Source organism: Thalassococcus profundi, from assembly GCF_003344785.1.
In the GTDB taxonomy this organism is placed as follows: domain Bacteria; phylum Pseudomonadota; class Alphaproteobacteria; order Rhodobacterales; family Rhodobacteraceae; genus Puniceibacterium; species Puniceibacterium profundi.
On the sequence record NZ_QPMK01000004.1, the window covers coordinates 283,754 to 301,432 of the forward strand.

Genomic DNA, 17,679 nt, shown 5'->3' on the forward strand with positions numbered 1-17,679 from the left:
GCGGAGGAACCGCTGGGCGGGCGGGCGACTTGAATACCAAACGAACAAGCTTAGGGTTGAGCCATGTCTGACACGATCACACCGCAGCTTTTCGCTGAACTCCGCAAGATCCCCGAAGCGCGGTGCAACGACCCCTTTGCCATCCTCGGGCCACACAAGGACGGACGCAGCCGCTGTGTGACCGCCTACGATCCGGGCGCGGTCGAGATGTCGGCGGTGGTCGAGGGCAAGGCCCATCCGCTCGATCCGCTGCCCGGTCTGCAAGGTGTCTTTCGCGGCAAGGTCGCGGGCACGAAACCTTATCTCCTGCGCGGCAAGGCCGCCGATGGAGCGGAATGGGAGGTCGAAGATGCCTACCGGTTTGGACCCGTCTTGGGTGAGATAGACGAATACCTGTTGGGCGAAGGCACGCACAAACGCCTCTGGCAAGCCCTTGGCGCGCATGTGCGCGAACACGAGGGCGTCGAGGGCACCAGCTTTGCGGTCTGGGCGCCCAATGCGCGGCGCGTTTCGGTCGTCGGTGATTTCAACCTGTGGGACGGGCGGCGGCACGTCATGCGTCGGCGCGGCGCCACGGGCGTCTGGGAAATCTTCGTGCCCGGCGTCGGCGAAGGCGCGGTCTACAAGTACGAGATCGTCGGCGCCCATGGCGAGGTCATGCCGCTCAAGGCCGATCCGGTGGGCTTTGGCTCTCAGCATCCGCCCGAGAATGCCAGCGTCGTGCGCGACATCCGCGGCTACGGCTGGTCCGACAAGGGCTGGATGTCCAAGCGCGAGGCGGCGCAAAGCCGCGAGGCGCCGATTTCGGTCTACGAGGTGCACCTTGGCTCGTGGCGGCGCAAGGACGGCAACCGCCCGCTGTCATACGTCGAGGCCGCGACCGAACTGGTCGAGTACGTCAAGGACATGGGCTTTACCCATATCGAGCTTCTGCCGATCAGCGAATACCCCTTTGACGGCTCCTGGGGCTATCAGCCCGTGGGTCTGTTCGCGCCGACGGTGCGCCACGGCCCGCCGCACGAGTTCCGCGACTTGGTCAACGCCGCGCACAAGGCGGATCTGGGCGTCATCATCGACTGGGTGCCGGGGCATTTCCCGACCGATGCGCACGGGCTGGGCCAGTTCGACGGCACGGCGCTTTACGAACATGCGGACCCGCGCGAGGGCTTCCATCAGGACTGGAACACGCTGATCTACAACTACGGGCGGCGCGAAGTGGCGAATTTCCTCACTTCCAATGCTCTCTACTGGCTCGAGGAGTATCACGTCGACGGGCTGCGCGTGGATGCGGTGGCGTCGATGCTCTACCGCGACTATTCCCGCAAGGACGGCGAATGGGTGCCCAACAAGGACGGCGGGCGCGAGAACTACGAAGCCATCGCCATGTTGCAGAACATGAACATCGAGACCTACGGCCAGGCCCCGGGCATCATGACCGTGGCCGAGGAATCGACCAGCTTCCCCAAGGTGTCGCGCCCGGTCTACGACGGGGGTTTGGGCTTCGGGTTCAAGTGGAACATGGGCTGGATGAACGACACGCTCGAATACATTAAGAAGGACCCGATCTACCGGCGGCACCATCATCACCAGATGACCTTCGGCCTGCACTACGCCTTTTCGGAGAACTTCATCCTGCCGATCAGCCACGACGAGGTGGTGCACGGCAAGGGCTCGATGCTGGGCAGGATGCCCGGCACGGATTGGGAGCGTTTCGCCAACCTGCGGGCCTATTACGGCTTCATGTGGGGGCATCCGGGCAAGAAGCTGCTGTTCATGGGCCAGGAATTCGCCCAGGCGCACGAATGGAACCACGATGCGGAACTGGACTGGCAGATGGCCGGGAGCGGGCTTCACAAGGGAATTCAGAACCTCGTCCGCGATCTCAACAAGCTCTACACCGCGACCCCGGCGCTGCACGCCAAGGACTGCGACCCGGCCGGCTTCCAGTGGATCGAGGCCAACGATGCCGACCGGTCGGTCTTTGCCTGGATCCGGCGCGGCGGCAAGGACGATCCCGAGGTCGTCGTGCTGTGCAACTTCACCCCCGTCGAACAGCCCGCCTATTCGGTCGGCATGCCCTCGGCAGGAACATGGCGCGAGGCGCTGAACTCCGATGCCGGCCTCTACAGCGGCGGCGATCGCGGCAACATGGGGTCGGTCACGGCCATCGACACGCCGAGCCACGGTCAGCCGGCCAGCGCGCAGGTTGTGATCCCGCCGCTGTCGGCGGTCTACTTGATAAAGGATTGATGCGGAGCGGAAAACACGATCACATCGGGACGGACGGCACCGGATAAGGGCCGCCGACCAAAGGGAGGGGAAAGATGACGAGACCAAGCAACCGGCTGGCCAGCCGCACGATGGCATTCGTTCTTGCAGGCGGGCGCGGATCGCGCCTCAGGGAGCTGACCGACCGGCGGGTGAAACCGGCGGTCTATTTCGGCGGCAAGACCCGGATCATCGACTTCGCGCTGTCCAACGCCCTCAATTCCGGGATCCGCAAGATGGCGGTGGCCACGCAGTACAAGGCGCATTCGCTGATCCGCCATTGCCAACGCGGCTGGAACTTCTTCCGCGCCGAGCGCAACGAGTTTCTCGACATCCTGCCCGCCTCGCAGCGCGGCGGGGACGAAAACTGGTATCGCGGCACCGCCGATGCCGTAGCGCAGAACATCGACATCATCGACAGCTACGGCGTCGATTACGTGCTGATCCTGGCGGGCGATCACATCTACAAGATGGATTACGAGCTGATGATCCAGCAGCACGTGGAAACCGGCGCCGATGTGACCGTCGGCTGCCTGACGGTGCCGCGCGCAGAGGCATCTGCCTTCGGCGTCATGGCGGTGGACGGCGACGACCGGATCACCAGTTTCCTGGAAAAGCCCGCCGATCCGCCCGGAACGCCCGACGATCCCGAGGTGGCGCTGGCGTCGATGGGCATCTACGTCTTCGACTGGACATTCCTGCGCGACCTGCTGATCCGCGATGCGGCTGACGACAGCTCGAGCCACGATTTCGGCAACGACCTGATCCCCGAGATCGTCGCCAAGGGCACCGCGCAAGCGCACCGTTTCACCGACAGCTGCGTCAAGCACGACCCGGCCGCCCCGGCCTACTGGCGCGACGTGGGGACGGTGGATGCCTTCTGGAAGGCGAATATCGACCTCACCGGTTTCACCCCCGATCTCGACCTCTGGGACACCGACTGGCCGATCTGGACCTATTCTGAATCGGTTCCCCCGGCCAAGTTCATCCACAACGAGGCGAAGCGCCGCGGCACGGCGACCTCTTCGCTGGTGTCGGGCGGTTGCATCATCTCGGGCACCGAGATCTCGGAATCGCTGCTCTTCACACAGGTCCACACCAATTCCTATTCGCAACTGCACCAGGCTGTGGTGCTGCCCTATGTCAACGTCGCGCGCCATGCGCGGCTGTCCAAGGTGGTGATCGACCGCGGCGTGCACATTCCCGAGGGCCTGGTGGTGGGCGAAGACCCCGAGGAAGACGCCAAGTGGTTCCGCGTCAGCGATACCGGCGTCACGCTCATCACCAAGGCGATGATCGACCGGAGGGCCGCCGCCTTATGACCAACGTCCTGTCCGTCGCGTCGGAATGCGTGCCGCTGGTCAAGACCGGCGGCCTTGCAGACGTGGCGGGCGCTCTGCCCGGCGCCATGGCGGGGCTGGGCCACGACATGCGCACGCTGCTGCCGGGCTATCCGGCGGTACGCGCGGCGGTGGACCGCGACGCGGCGGTGCTGGACCTGGGCCAGGTTTTCGGCGGGCCGGCGCGGGTCCTGCGCGGCGCCCTCGGCAAGCAGGTGCTTTACGTTTTAGACGCGCCGCATCTCTTCGACCGGCCGGGCTCGATCTACCTCGGCCCCGATGGCACCGACTGGCCCGACAATCCCGAACGCTTCGCCGCCCTGTCAGACACCGCCGCGCGCATCGGCGCGGAGGGAATCGAGGGCTGGCAGCCCGAAATTCTGCACCTGCACGACTGGCAGGCAGGGCTGGCGCCGGTCTACCTGCAGCAGCGCGGCGCCGCGGGTCGCGTGGCGACGCTGCTGACCATCCACAACATCGCCTTCCAGGGACTGGCCCCGGCGACGCGGCTGGACCGGCTGGGCCTGCCCGAAGACGGTTTTACCCCCAGCGGTTTCGAATATTACGGTCGGATCAGCGCACTCAAGGCCGGGCTGGTCTATGCCGACGGCCTCAGCACCGTCAGCAGCACCTATGCGGACGAGCTGACGACGCAGGAATTCGGCATGGGCCTCGACGGCGTACTGCGCGACCGGCAGGCGGCGCTGACGGGCATCCTCAACGGCATCGACCTCGGTGTCTGGACGCCACCCTACCGCGCGCCCCGCGGCAAGGCCAAGCACACCCGCGCGCTTCGCGCAGAAATTGGTCTGCCCGACAGCGACGGGCCGCTCTTCGTGGTGATCTCGCGTCTGACCGAACAGAAGGGCCTCGACCTGCTGATCGACGCCCTGCCCGACCTCGTCTCGGCGGGCGGGCAGCTGGCGCTGCTCGGTTCGGGCGATGCGGCGATGGAAAAGGCCTTCCGCGACGCCGCCACCCGCCATGCAGGCGTCGCGGTACGCATCGGCTACGACGAGGACCTGGCCCGGAAACTCATCGCGGGAGGCGATGTGATCCTGGTGCCGTCACGGTTCGAGCCCTGCGGGCTGACGCAGCTTTATGGGCTGCGCTTCGGCACGTTGCCGCTGGTGTCGCTCACGGGCGGGCTGGCGGACACGGTGATCCCCGCCAGCCCTGCCGGGCTGGCTGCGGGGGTCGCGACCGGGTTCCAGTTTCACCCGGTCACTGCTCAGGCCCTGCGCCGGGCGCTGCAAAGCGTCTTCGCGCTCTGGCCCGAGCGAAAGATATGGGAGGGGATGATGCGCAACGCCATGGCCCATCCGGTCGGCTGGGATCAGTCGGCCCGGGACTATGCTGCCCTTTACGAGAGCCTCAAGAAGACCCCATGAAAACCTCGAACGCTCTGGCCCCCGGCCATGCCGCCCCCCTGGGGGCCACCTTCGACGGCGAAGGTGTCAATTTCGCCGTCTTCTCCGAACATGCCACGCGCATGACGCTGTGCCTCTTTTCCGAGGACGGCAAGACGGAAACCCATCGCATCGACCTGCCCGAACGCAACGGCGACGTCTGGCACGGTTACGTGTCGGGGCTGAAGCCCGGGCAGCTTTACGGGCTGCGCGCGGACGGGCCCTATGCGCCGTTCCACGGCCACCGGTTCAACTACAACAAGCTGCTGCTCGATCCCTACGCCAAGCGCCTGACCGGCCATCCGCAATGGCACGACGCGCTGATGGGCTACACGGTGGGCGACAGCAAGGGCGACCTGAGCTTCGACCGCCGCGACAGCGCGCCCTACATGCCGCGCTGCGTGGTCGAGGACCCGAGTTTCGCCTGGGGCGACGACCATGTCCGCCCGATGACGCCGCTCTCCAAGACCATCGTCTACGAGGCGCATGTGAAGGGCCTCGCCCAACAGCATCCCGACGTGACAGACAAGGGCGGGTTCCTTGGCCTCGCCTCGGACCCGATGCTGGAGCATCTCACGAAACTCGGCATCACCGCGATCGAGCTTCTGCCGGTCCATGCCTTCACCGACGACCGGTTCCTCGTTGAAAAGGACCTGCGCAACTACTGGGGCTACCAGACACTGGGCTTCTTCGCGCCCGACCCGCGCTATCTGAGCAAAGGCGCGCTGTGGGAGTTCCAGCACATGGTCGCGCGGCTGCACGCCGCCGGCATCGAGGTGCTGCTCGACGTGGTCTACAACCACACCTGCGAAGGCGACGAGATGGGGCCGACCCTGTCGTTCCGGGGGTTGGACAACCGCAGCTATTACCGGCTGACCGACGACCACCGCCATTCGATCAACGACACCGGATGCGGCAACACCGTGAACGTCGAACACCCGATGGTCATGCGGATGATCGTCGATTCACTGCGCTACTGGGTCGAGGTCATGGGCGTCGACGGCTTCCGCTTCGACCTCTGTTCGACACTGGGGCGCACGTCGCGTGGCTTTGACCGCAACGCGGCGTTCTTCCAGGCGGTGCGGCAGGACCCGGTGCTGGCGCATGTGAAGCTGATCGCGGAGCCTTGGGACATCGGCCCCGGCGGCTACCAGGTCGGAGGGTTCCCGCCGCCCTTCTCGGAGTGGAACGACAAGTACCGCGACGCGGTGCGCGCGTACTGGCGCGGCGACGAGGGCATGGTGCCCGAACTGGCCGAGCGGCTGACCGGATCGGCGGTGCAGTTCGACCATTCCGGCCGCCCCGCCACCGCCTCGGTCAATCTGCTGACGGCGCATGACGGCTTCACCCTCATGGACGTGGTCAGTTACAACGACCGCCACAACGAGGCCAACGGCGAAGACAACCGCGACGGCCACGGCAACAACATCTCGGACAACATGGGCGTCGAAGGCCCGACCGACGACGCCGGGATCATCGCGGCCCGCGCGCAGCGCCGGCGCAACCTGATGGCGACGCTGCTGCTGAGCCAGGGCACGCCGATGATCCTCGCCGGCGACGAGCTGGGCAATTCGCAAAGCGGCAACAACAACGCCTATTGTCAGGACAACGAGATCGGCTGGATCGACTGGGACAGCACCGATCCGGACTTCCTGGCCTTCGTCCAGCGGCTCATCGCCTTTCGCAAGGAGCACCCGATCCTGCGGCAGAAACGCTTTCTGCATTCGCGCGAACGGCTGGTGGACGGGTTGCAGGACCTGTTCTGGTGGCGCGCCGACGGGACCGAGATGGAGGACGACGACTGGAACGAACCGGACCTGAGCCTGCTATGCGCCGAGATGCGGATGGCCTCGGGCACGCCGTCCTATGCCGCGCGGGAAGAGGCGCTGTTCCTGGTCTTCAACAACGGCGACGACGCCGAGCTTTGCCTGCCCGCAGCCCCCGAAAAGCGCCACTGGGTGCGCCATCTCGACACCGCCTCACCCGAGAGCGAACCCACGCCCGAAACCACCCGCGACGTGACCATCGCGGGGCAGTCCGTGGGCGTCTGGGTGCAGGAGTTGCGCGATGGCTGATCGCCTGCGCGCCCTTGCGGATGCCTATGGCATCCTGCCCGCCTTCAAGGACGTGACCGGCGTCCGGCGCGAGACCGGCGACGCCAGCAGGCGGGCTCTGCTGGCGGCAATGGGGATCGATCTTTCGGATCCCGCCGCGATGGACGCCGCGCTGTCCGAGGCCGATCCGGCACAGCGCCGCCTGCCGCGCTGGCAGGTTCTGCGGCCGGGACAGGGCGCCGATCTGCCGCTGGGCGAAGACACCCCGTGGCACATCCTGCGCGAGGATGGCCGCTGCCACGAAGGCCGCGGTCCCGCCCTGCCCGGCCTGCCGCTGGGCCGCCACCGACTGACTGCTATCGGCGAGACCTGCTGGCTGCTCTGCGCGCCGCCGCGCCTGCCGCTTCCGCCGCGTTGCTGGGGGCTGATCGCGCCGCTGGCGGGCCTGCGCACCGCCGCGCAGGGCGGCATCGGCGATTACGGCGACCTCGCGCGGCTGGCGACCGGTGCCGCACAGCATGGCGCGGCCTTTCTCGGCATCAATCCGGTACATGCGGGCTTCCTGACCGATCCCGGCGGCTTCAGCCCCTACACGCCGTCGCACCGCAGGCGCCTCTCGGCGATCCACATTCCCGCAGAGCACACCCGCAGCCGCGGCGCGCTCATCGACTATGCCGCCGACATCCCGGCGCGGATCGCTGCATTGGAGACGGAGTTTCACCGCGAGGGCGCGCAGGCTGCGGCATTCAACGCCTATCTCGCCGCCGAGGGCGCGCATTTGCAGACCTTTGCCCTGCACCAGGCGCTGTCGGAACGTCATGGGCCGTATTGGCACCACTGGCCCGAAGCACTGCAGGACCCCGAGAGCGCCGAGACGGCGCAAGCGGCGACGGAGCTGGCCGACCGGGTGCGGTTTCACGCCTGGCTGCAATGGCGCGCCGATGCGGAGCTGGGGCGCGCCGCCCGGACCGCCGTGCAGGCGGGCATGGGGCTCGGCCTCTACCTCGACCTCGCGGTCGGCACCCATCCGCACGGGGCCGAGACTTGGGAGGACCGCACCAGCTTTGCCTTCGGCGCCTCGCTGGGCGCACCGCCCGATGCCTTTGCCAAGGACGGGCAGAACTGGAACCTCGCGCCCTTCAATCCGCGCGCGCTGCTGGCCACCGGATTTGCCCCGCTGGCGGAAACCCTGCGGCGGCAGTTGCGGCACTGCGGGATGCTGCGGATCGACCATATCCTCGGCTTTGACCGCGCCTACTGGGTGCCGGAAGGCGCGCCGGGGGCCTATGTCCAGATGCCCCGCGACGCGATGCTGGCGGTGGTGCGGATCGAGGCCGCGCGCGCCGGGGCCGTGATCGTTGGCGAGGACCTGGGCAACATCCCCGACGGACTGCAGAAGGCGTTGGCAGCAAGCGGCATCCTCGGATGCCGGCTGACGATCTTCGAACAGATCGGGCGCAAGACCCCGCGCTTTCGCAGCCCGCGCCGCTGGCCGCCCGCGACCTTGGGCAGTTTCTCGTCGCACGACCTGCCCACCTGGGAAGGCTGGCGCAAGGGGGCCGAGATCACCGCCCGCACGGACCGCGGCCTTATGGACCCAAAGGTCGGCGCGGCGGCCCTGGCGCATCGCAAGGCCGAAACCGCGGCGCTCGACCGCGTGACGGCCAAGGCGTCGGACACCGACCCCGCAAGCCAGGACGCCATGCACGCGCATCTGGCACAGGCCGCGAGTCGCGTGGTGGCCGTGCAGATCGAGAACATTCTTGATATGCAGGACCAGCCCAACCTGCCGGGCACCGTCGGTGAATACCCGAACTGGCGGCAGCGCCTGCCGCTCGACACCGACGCCATCGCCCGCGATCCGCGCCTCGACCGGGCCGCGCGGATCATGAAAGACAACGGACGTTAGGAGGAGACCCCGATGAAACCAAAGAAGGTCGCGACGACCCCGATCGACGGGCAGAAACCCGGCACCTCGGGGCTGCGCAAGAAGACCCGCACCTTCATGGAACCGCATTACCTGGAAAACTACATCCAGGCGACCTGGAACGGCATCGGCGGTGTGGAGGGAAAGACGCTGGTGCTCGGCGGCGACGGGCGGCATTTCAACGACCGCGCGGCGCAGGTGGTGCTGCGCATGGCCGCCGCCGGCGGGGCCGAGCGGGTGATCGTCGGGCGCAATGCGCTGCTTTCGACCCCCGCCGCGTCGCATCTGATCCGCAAGAACAAGGCCAGCGGCGGCATCATCCTGTCCGCCAGCCACAACCCCGGCGGGCCGGATGGCGATTTCGGGGTGAAATACAACGTCGCCAACGGCGGCCCCGCGCCCGAGAACGTGACCCGCAAGATCTTCAAGGCGACGCAGGAGTTGAAGAAATACTTCATCCTCGACGCGCAGGACGTGGACCTTGATACGCTGGGCGAGACGACGCTGGGCAAAACCGTGGTCGAGGTGGTGGACCCCACCGCCGACTACCAGGAGCTGATGGCGGAACTCTTCGATTTCGACGCGATCAAGGCGCTTTTCGCGGAGGGCTTCCGCATCCGGTTCGACGCGATGCACGCGGTGACGGGCCCCTATGCCAAGGCCATCCTGGAAGACACGTTGGGCGCGGCCCCCGGTTCCGTGGTCAACGCCACCCCCCTGCCCGATTTCGGCGAAGGCCACCCCGACCCGAACCCGATCTGGGCGAAAGAGCTGATGGACGTGATGATGGGCGAGGATGCGCCCGATTTCGGCGCCGCCTCGGACGGCGACGGCGACCGCAACATGATCGTCGGGCGCGGCATCTATGTGACGCCCTCGGACAGCCTTGCCGCCATCGCCGCCAATGCCAAGCACATCCCGTCCTATGCCAAGGAGATGCGCGGCGTGGCCCGCTCGATGCCCACCTCGCGCGCGCTTGACCGGGTGGCCGAGGCGCTGGAGCTTGACTGCTACGAGACCCCGACCGGCTGGAAGTTCTTCGGCAACCTGCTGGACGCCGGCGCCGCCACGCTCTGCGGCGAGGAAAGCGCCGGCACCGGGTCAGACCATGTGCGCGAAAAGGACGGGCTCTGGGCGGTGCTCTTCTGGCTCAACGTGCTGGCGGTGCGCAAGATTTCGGTGGCAGACCTCATGGCAGACCACTGGAAGACCTACGGGCGCAACTACTATTCCCGGCACGATTACGAGGCGGTCGATGCAGAAGCTGCGCAAAAACTGGTCGATGACCTGCGCGACCGTCTGGACAGCCTGCCGGGACAGGACTTTGCCGGGCTGACGGTGGAAACTGCCGATGAATTTGCCTATGACGATCCCGTCGACGGGTCGCGCAGCGAAGGCCAGGGCCTGCGGATCACCACGTCGCAGGGCGGGCGCATCGTGCTGCGCCTGTCGGGCACCGGAACCGAAGGCGCCACGCTGCGCGTCTACCTCGAACGGGTGGAAACCGACCCAGAGCGCCTGCACGACGACCCGCAAGAGGCGCTGGCGTCGGTGATCGCCGCCGCCGAGGCCATCGCAGGCATCAAGGACCGCACCGGGCGCGACGCGCCCGACGTGATCACGTAAGAACGACAGGAGGCCCCATGGCCCTGCAAGACCGCATCATCTATGACGCCGACGCCGCCGCCGCCCGCGCGGACGAATGCCAGGAGATCCTCACCACCACGCCCAAACGCTTCGACGCCGAACAGAAGGTGGCGCGTTACCTCGGCGGACAGGTCGAGGGCGACATGGCCTATTTCGGCTTCTGGATCCCGGATCTGCAGGACCTGCGGGTGCCTTCGGGCGACATCTTCCTCGAACTGCTCGACTCGGTCGAACCGATGGACCTGACCGTGGCGCACCAGGACGTGCCGTTCGAGAGGGTCTTCGTGCCGATCGTGCGGCTCGATGCCTATTGCTTTTCGGCGGTGCGCGGCATGCGGCCCGGGCGGCGCGACCAGATCGGCGATTTCTACGCGCTGGTCTGGCGCGACAGCGAAGGCGTCTGGCACCGCATCTTCGATCCGCTGGCCATGTCCCTGCCCTTCGGCGCCATGGCCCCGGCAGAACTCTACGACGTGGCCGCCATGCAGGAGGCGCGCGGCGACAAGGACTACTGGTCCGCGTTCGCGGGCGACGACCCGCACAAGTTCGGGCCGCCCACCAACATCCTGCAGATCCACGTGCCCACTGCCACCGCGGGCGGCACCATCGCGGCGCTGACCCGGCATTTCGAGCGGCTGGCCGAACGGGTGGCGCGCGACCTGCCGCGCGAACCTTCGGACCGGATCTTCCTGGGCTACGACGCGGTGCAGCTTTTGCCGGTGGAGCCCACGACCGTCTACGAGACCGGCCCGGACTTCTGGACCGAATCCGATACCACCGACGAGCACCTGACAGTGTCGCTGCTGCGGCCCGATACCACCAACTGGGGCTATGACATCGTCATCTCAGGCATGGGCACGGTCAACCCGGTGCTGCTGGAAAGCGGCCGTCCGGACGAACTGGTGGATCTTGCCGCCGTGCTGCACAACTTTCCGACCCGGCCCAAACGGCTTATCTTCGACGTGGTCTACGGCCATTCCGACAACCAGGGCCTGCGCGCGCTGTCGAGCCATTTCTTCGCCGGGCCGAACATGTACGGCCAGAACCTCGACTACCAGAACCCTGCCGTGCGGGCGATCCTGCTGGAGATGCAGCGCCGCAAGGTGAACTTCGGCGCCGACGGGGTGCGTGTCGACGGGGCGCAGGATTTCAAGTTCTGGGACCCGTCCGAACAGGTGCTGAAGCACGACGACGACTACCTACAAAGCATGGCCGATATCGAACAGGAGGTCGCGGGCACCCGCTACCGCCCCTGGTTCATCTTCGAGGACGGCCGCCCCTGGCCCGACGAGGACTGGGAACTGAGCTCGACCTACAGGTCGGTGATCGAAAAGCAGCGCGACGACGACGTGTTCCAGTGGGGGCCGCTGACCTTTGCCCACAACACGCCGTTCCTCTACACCTTCTGGCTGGGCAAGTACTGGCGCATCCGTGAATGCCTGAACGTCGGGGCGAACTGGATTTCCGGCACGTCGAACCACGACACCCTGCGCCGCGGCACGCAGGTGAGCCCGAAGATGAACATCAACACCCGGCTCGGCCTCAGCCGGATGGAGATTCTCGACAAGGCCTATGACAACCCGGCGGTGCATACCCTCACCTATGCCGCCCTGCCCGGCGTGCCGATGGATTTCCTCAACGCCATGGCGCGCGGGTCCTGGGGGTTCATTCGCAACCAGGACGACAAGTACGGGGTCAAGGTCGTGGCCGAGGAAGCCATCAGCCTGAAATGGCAGGTGGACGAATACGCCTATTCGATCCCCTACAACTTCCGTCGTCTGAAAGAGTTGGGCTTCGAAACCCGCGACCAGCTGGCGCGGTTCTGCGAATTCCTGCCGGCGCTGGTCGAGGTAACCGAATACGACCTCGAGGACATCGCCCGGCTGCTGAACGCGACCGATCCGAAACTGGCCGGACCGCATTACACGGTGAACACCCTGAAAGAGGTGGCGCGGGCCTGGATGGATGACATGCACGACTACTGCAACATCGTCCATTCGCTGCCGGGGCTTGACCCGGTGCAATGCGCCTTTACCCACAATCTGCGTGAATTCCGTCGCGCAAGGCCTTGGTTGCGCGATAATTTCGGGCCAAAGGACCATTTCGGATACATCGAGCCTCTGGACGGCCGTACCGTGTTTACATCGCTGCGGCACGGCCCGGACGGCGAACAGGTGTTTTCGGTGATCCATATGGAAGGCAAGGAAACCGCGGACGTCGATCCGCTGCGGCTGGGCATTCCCGGCACAGAAGGCTTCGGCTGGGATTGTGTGCTGCGCACGCCCGGCATCGGAGAGGATTACCTGAGCGGCCCGATCGTGCTGCGGGATTCCATGGCGCTGGTGTTCGCGCGGGCACCGCAGTAGCCGCTGCCCGCCGCGACCGCCTGGCAGGGCGTCAGCCCTGCCAGCCTTCCAGGAAGGACCTGAGGTTCGGCCCAAGCTCGGGTTGGAGATAGCCGCCCTCCTGCACGATCACCGTCGGCAAGTCCAGCGAGGCAATCCGCGCCGCAATTGAGGCAAAGCCCGAGGTTGTAACCGCAAGCCCTTGAAACGGATCGTTTTCATGGGCGTCGAGTCCCAGCGCCACGACCAGCGCGTCGCAGCCGAATAGCTCGATCCGTTCCAGCCCGTTTTCAAGCGCGGCGAGAAAGCCGTCGTCGCCGGTGCCCCGATCCAGGGGCAGGTTCAGGTTCGTACCCTCGCCCGGCCCGCGCCCGCGTTCATGGGCATGCCCCCAGAAGAACGGATAGAACCGCGCGGGGTCGGCATGGACCGACACGGTCAGCACCTCTGGATCGTCGTAAAAGATGCCCTGCGTGCCGTTGCCGTGATGCACGTCGACGTCGAGGATCGCCGGACGGCAGCCCGCGCGCAGCAGCGCCTTGGCGGCGATGGCGGCGTTGTTGAGGAAACAGAAACCGCCCGCCATGTCGGAAAAGGCGTGATGCCCCGGCGGACGGCAGAGCGCATAGACCGCCTGTTCGCCCGACAGAACCGCCTGGGCGCCGCTCACCGCGCTCTGCGCCGAAAGATAGGCCGAGGCCCAGGTGTGCGGCCCGATGGGACAGGCGGTGTCGGCCATGTGCCAGCCCGCCTGGCCCACCATGCCGTCGGGGTAGCTCACCCCGTGGCGATTCGGATGCACGTTGGGCACGACTTCTTCCGAAGCGCCGTCCATACGTTGCCAGCGCGCGTGAATGTTCTGCAAAAACGCAAGGTATTCAGACGGATGCACGTCGGAAATGAAGGCGATACCATGATCCTCGGGCACTGAGAATTCGCAGCCCGCAGCAACCGCGGCCTCGTGAAGCACTTCGGCGCGCCGGGGTTGTTCCGGGCTTGGGCGCAGCACGCCGTTGGCCAGGAAGGTCTGCGGGTCATGGGCCGTCTGGCCGGGATCGAAAAACGCTTTCATGCGTTGAGCAAACCACGCCCTGCGCCGCTTGTCACCCGTTGCGCGGTCCGGTGTCCGCCGAAGCGCGCGCCGGCCGAACAACTTACCGGAGTTTCCCCCGATGCTCGACCTCATCAACCCCGCTATCGCCCTGCTGACCGTTGCCTTCGGTCTCTTCGGCTTTCTGGCACCCCGCTACACGGCCGACGTGCTCGACCTCAGGCCCACCGACACCAACATGGGGCTGAGCGAGCTGCGCGCCTCCGCTGGCGGGCTCTTCGTGGCGCTGGGGCTGGGCTGCCTCGTCCTCGGCACGCCGATGGCCTATGCGATGCTGGGGGTCGCCTATGTCGGCGCCGGGGCCGGTCGGCTGGTGTCGATCGCACTCGACAATCCGCCGCGCGGCAAGGCGCTGCTCTACTTCGCCTTCGAGGCCGTGCCCGCCGCCTGGCTCATCCTCTGGAATCTTTGACCCGACCTCACAGGCCCATTGAAACCGCCGCGAACGGGGCCTATGTTTGCTCTGTCTGGAAACAGACTATGGACATAAACGCGCTCGTAATAAGCGGATCGGACCCGGGGGCGGTACCCGGCCACTCCACCATAACCCGTTCATTTGGCGGCCATGGGGTGGAAACAGGATCGACGAACGTCTAAAGGGGTTAGCTTTGTCCCGGCTGTCTGCCACCGTTACCGGCGAAAACAGTACAATTGCAAATGACAATCGTGCTCCGGTCGCTCTGGCTGCGTAAGCAGTCCGAAGACCGAAACTTAAGCCCTTGCGCCTAGCAGCGTAAGGCGGGGTTCGCAGGCACCTGGCAACAGAAGCCTGCACTTTCCTCCCCCATTTCGCGAAGACCGGGCAAAGGCGTTGCGAGCAACCGCCGCGCCTCTGCATGCAAACGGCGGGCCGTGACCCGCCGTCTGGACTTGTCATGAGGCGCCGCACCCGTTCGGGGCACGGCGCCGATGTCGTCAGGTGAAGAGGAAATCGTCCGCCGCGGTCAGATCGGCGGTGGTGACGCCCTTCACGATGATCGTGTGGCCTTCGTAATCCATCGACACGGAACTGACCCCCTGGAAGGTGACGTCGGTCAGCGCCAGTTCGGCCAGAGGATCCGCAGACCCGGCAAGGCCCTGGAAGACCAGCGTGTCGATCCCGTCCTCGTAGTCCAGCACCGCGCTTTCCCCGGCCCCGAGCGTATCGTTGAAGACGAAGTGATCCGCCCCCGCACCGCCCGCAAGCAAGTTGTCGCCCGACCCGCCGATCAGCGTGTCGTCGCCGCCCCGGCCATAAAGCCGGTCGTCGCCTGCGCCGCCGTCCATCATGTTGGCCCCGGCATTGCCCCGCATGTTGTCGGCGAACTGGGTCCCGATCAGGTTCTCGATCGAGTCGAAGGTATCGCCGGCCGCATCGCCCAGGTTGATGCCCGGGGTTTCAAGATCGACCCGGACCAGGCCGCTGGCCGAGGCATAGGACGCCGTATCGGTGCCCGCGCCACCGGCGATCAGGTCGGCGCCCGCGCCGCCTTCGAGCGTGTCGTCGCCGCCGCGTCCATAGAGCCTGTCGGACCCGGCGCCGCCCATCATGACGTTGGCCGCGCCATCGCCCCGCAGGTTGTCGTCGAAGCCGGTGCCGATCAGGTTCTCGATGGACAGGTAGCTGTCCCCCGCCGCATCGCCGAGGTTCACCGCGGCATTTGCGAGGTCGGCCCGAACCAGGCTCGTTGCCGTGGCATAGCTCGCCGTGTCGGTGCCCGAGCCGCCATCCAGCGTATCCGCACCGCCCCGACCTTCGAGCGTGTCGTCGCCCAGGCCGCCGGTCAGGCGGTTGGCCCCGGCACCGCCGGAGAGCATGTCGTCAAAGCCCGACCCCAGCAGGTTCTCGATCGACGCATAGGTGTCGCCCGCGGCATCGCCGGTATTGGACCCCGGCGCCACCAGATCGGCGGTGACCCCGGACATTGCCCCGGCATAGGACGCGGTGTCGGTGTTGCCGCCACCGGCCAGGAAGTCGGCCCCGGCTCCGCCTTCGAGCGTGTCGTTGCCGCTGCGGCCGTAGAGGCTGTCGTCGCCCGCGCTGCCCGACAGAAGGTTGGCGGCACCGTCCCCGCGCAGGTTGTCGGCGAACTGCGACCCTGCCAGGTTCTCGATGCTCACATAGCTGTCGCCCGCCGCATCGCCGGTATTGATGCCGGGCGATTGCAGATCGGCCAGCACGCCCGCCGCGGCGCCCGCATAGGACGCGGTATCGACACCGGTATCGCCCACGAGGATGTCCGCCCCGGCGCCGCCTTCCAGCGTGTCGTCGCCGTCCCGACCGTACAGCTTGTCGGCCCCGGCCCCGGCGATGATCACGTTGGCAAGCGCGTTGCCCCGCAGGTTGTCGTCAAAAGCCGTCCCGGTCAGGTTCTCGATGGACGCGTAGGTATCGCCCGCCGCGTCGTTGAGGTTCACACCCGGGTTCGCAAGGTCGGCCCGGACCTGGCTGGACGATCCGGCGTAGCTTGCCGTATCGGACCCGTCGCCACCGTCCAGAGCATCCGCCCCGGCGCCACCGATCAGCGTGTCCGCCCCGCCAAGCCCATTGATCGCATCCTCGTCCGCGGTGCCGGTCAGGGTCTCGCCCAGCTCGGTCCCGGTGACGGTGTTCACACCGCCTGTGATCGTGACGGAAACGTCCTGGGTAAAGCTGGCACCCGCCGCATCCTGAAGCGTGACCGTGTAGGTCTCGACGATGCTTTCACCCACCGCCAGGAACTGTACCGCCGCGTTGTCGACGCTGAAGCTCCATGTGACCTCTCCGCCAAGGCCGCCGACGGTCGCCGCGGTGACGATGGCCGACAGGTTGCCCAGCTGACTGCTGTGCGTGCTGCCTGCAAAGACCGCGGATGCGAGGTGTGTATCGCTCAGATCCACGTCCGAGAAGCCGATGACACCGCTGTCGGTCAGCACCGGATCGGCGATGTCCTCCACCACGCTGCCCTCGAGGTCCGGCGACTCGCCGAGGACTGGCGCGTCGTTGCTGCCGGTGATGGCGATGGTCAGCGTCGCATTCGAGCTCGCACCCTCCGCATCCACAATGGTGTAGGTGAAGACGTCCGAGGCGCTCTCGCCCTCGGCCAGGGCGTCGGTTGCCGACAGAGTGTCGTCCAGGACGTAGCTGTAGTCGCCCATCTCGCTCACGGTCAGACGACCGTAGGTCCCGAGGATTTCGATGCGAATGGTGCCTGCATCCTCCAGGTCCGCGCCGGTGTCGCCCGCGGCGACCCCCACCACGGTCTTGCTGTCGCCGGCATCCACGTCGGTGTCGTTGACCAGCACGTTGCCCGTCGCCGACGCGTCCACATCCTCGACCACCGCATCCTCGGCATTGTCGTCCGCCACCGCGACCGGCGCGTCGTTGCTGCCGGTGATGGCGATGGTGACCGTGGTGCTCGAGACCGCGCCTTCGCTGTCCGCCATGGTGTAGGTGAAGACGTCCGAGGCGCTCTCACCCTCGGCCAGCGCATCCGTCGCCGTGAAGGTGTCGTCCAGGGCGTAGGTGTATGCGCCGTCCTCGCCGATGGTCAGCGTGCCGTAGGTGCCGGTGATCGCCATGCCGACGGTCGCCGCATCCTCCAGGTCCGCGCCGGTGT

10 protein-coding genes and 1 other RNA gene are annotated in these 17,679 nt (G+C 66.7%); 9 read left to right on the top strand and 2 right to left on the bottom strand.

What is annotated here, in order from left to right; genetic code table 11:
• Window positions 1-63 precede the first annotated feature (63 nt).
• From glgB to gghA, 7 genes are all read left to right on the top strand, one after another.
• Window positions 64-2,250, top strand: a complete 2,187-nt coding sequence (gene glgB, locus DU478_RS08355) for a 1,4-alpha-glucan branching protein GlgB (protein WP_114510489.1) — start codon at window positions 64-66, stop codon at window positions 2,248-2,250.
• Window positions 2,251-2,324: 74 nt separating this feature from the next.
• Window positions 2,325-3,590: a glucose-1-phosphate adenylyltransferase gene (gene glgC, locus DU478_RS08360; RefSeq protein ID WP_114510490.1), complete on the top strand. Its 1,266-nt coding sequence runs from the start codon at window positions 2,325-2,327 to the stop codon at window positions 3,588-3,590.
• On the top strand, window positions 3,587-4,999 hold the full coding sequence (gene glgA / locus DU478_RS08365) for a glycogen synthase GlgA (RefSeq protein WP_114510491.1): 1,413 nt from the start codon (window positions 3,587-3,589) through the stop codon (window positions 4,997-4,999). The genes glgC and glgA overlap by 4 nt, the downstream gene beginning before the upstream one ends.
• Window positions 4,996-7,092 carry a glycogen debranching protein GlgX gene (gene glgX, locus DU478_RS08370; protein WP_114510492.1) on the top strand — a complete coding sequence of 699 codons (2,097 nt, stop codon included), beginning with the start codon at window positions 4,996-4,998 and terminating at the stop codon, window positions 7,090-7,092. Before glgA ends, glgX begins: the two co-directional genes overlap by 4 nt.
• The gene (gene malQ, locus DU478_RS08375; RefSeq protein WP_114510493.1) at window positions 7,085-8,980 is read left to right on the top strand and encodes a 4-alpha-glucanotransferase; all 1,896 of its coding nucleotides are present in this window, start codon (window positions 7,085-7,087) and stop codon (window positions 8,978-8,980) included. Before glgX ends, malQ begins: the two co-directional genes overlap by 8 nt.
• 12 nt (window positions 8,981-8,992) lie before the next feature.
• On the top strand, window positions 8,993-10,624 hold the full coding sequence (locus DU478_RS08380) for an alpha-D-glucose phosphate-specific phosphoglucomutase (protein WP_114510494.1): 1,632 nt from the start codon (window positions 8,993-8,995) through the stop codon (window positions 10,622-10,624).
• A gap of 17 nt (window positions 10,625-10,641) precedes the next feature.
• Window positions 10,642-13,011 carry a glucosylglycerol hydrolase gene (gene gghA, locus DU478_RS08385; protein WP_114510495.1) on the top strand — a complete coding sequence of 790 codons (2,370 nt, stop codon included), beginning with the start codon at window positions 10,642-10,644 and terminating at the stop codon, window positions 13,009-13,011.
• A gap of 31 nt (window positions 13,012-13,042) precedes the next feature.
• Here gghA and DU478_RS08390 read toward each other — a convergent pair whose 3' ends face one another.
• Window positions 13,043-14,062 (bottom strand): histone deacetylase family protein, encoded by a 1,020-nt coding sequence (locus DU478_RS08390; protein ID WP_114510496.1) that lies wholly within the window; start codon window positions 14,060-14,062, stop codon window positions 13,043-13,045.
• A gap of 100 nt (window positions 14,063-14,162) precedes the next feature.
• On the opposite strand from DU478_RS08390, the gene DU478_RS08395 reads away from it, so the two are divergent.
• Both DU478_RS08395 and ssrA read left to right on the top strand, forming a co-directional pair.
• On the top strand, window positions 14,163-14,513 hold the full coding sequence (locus tag DU478_RS08395; RefSeq protein WP_114510497.1) for a DUF4345 family protein: 351 nt from the start codon (window positions 14,163-14,165) through the stop codon (window positions 14,511-14,513).
• A 14-nt stretch (window positions 14,514-14,527) separates the two neighbouring features.
• Window positions 14,528-14,877, top strand: a transfer-messenger RNA (tmRNA) gene (gene ssrA / locus DU478_RS08400).
• Between the two features lie 139 nt (window positions 14,878-15,016).
• Here ssrA and DU478_RS08405 read toward each other — a convergent pair.
• The coding region (locus DU478_RS08405; RefSeq protein WP_114510498.1) for a beta strand repeat-containing protein at window positions 15,017-17,679 on the bottom strand (2,663 nt) is incomplete at its 5' end.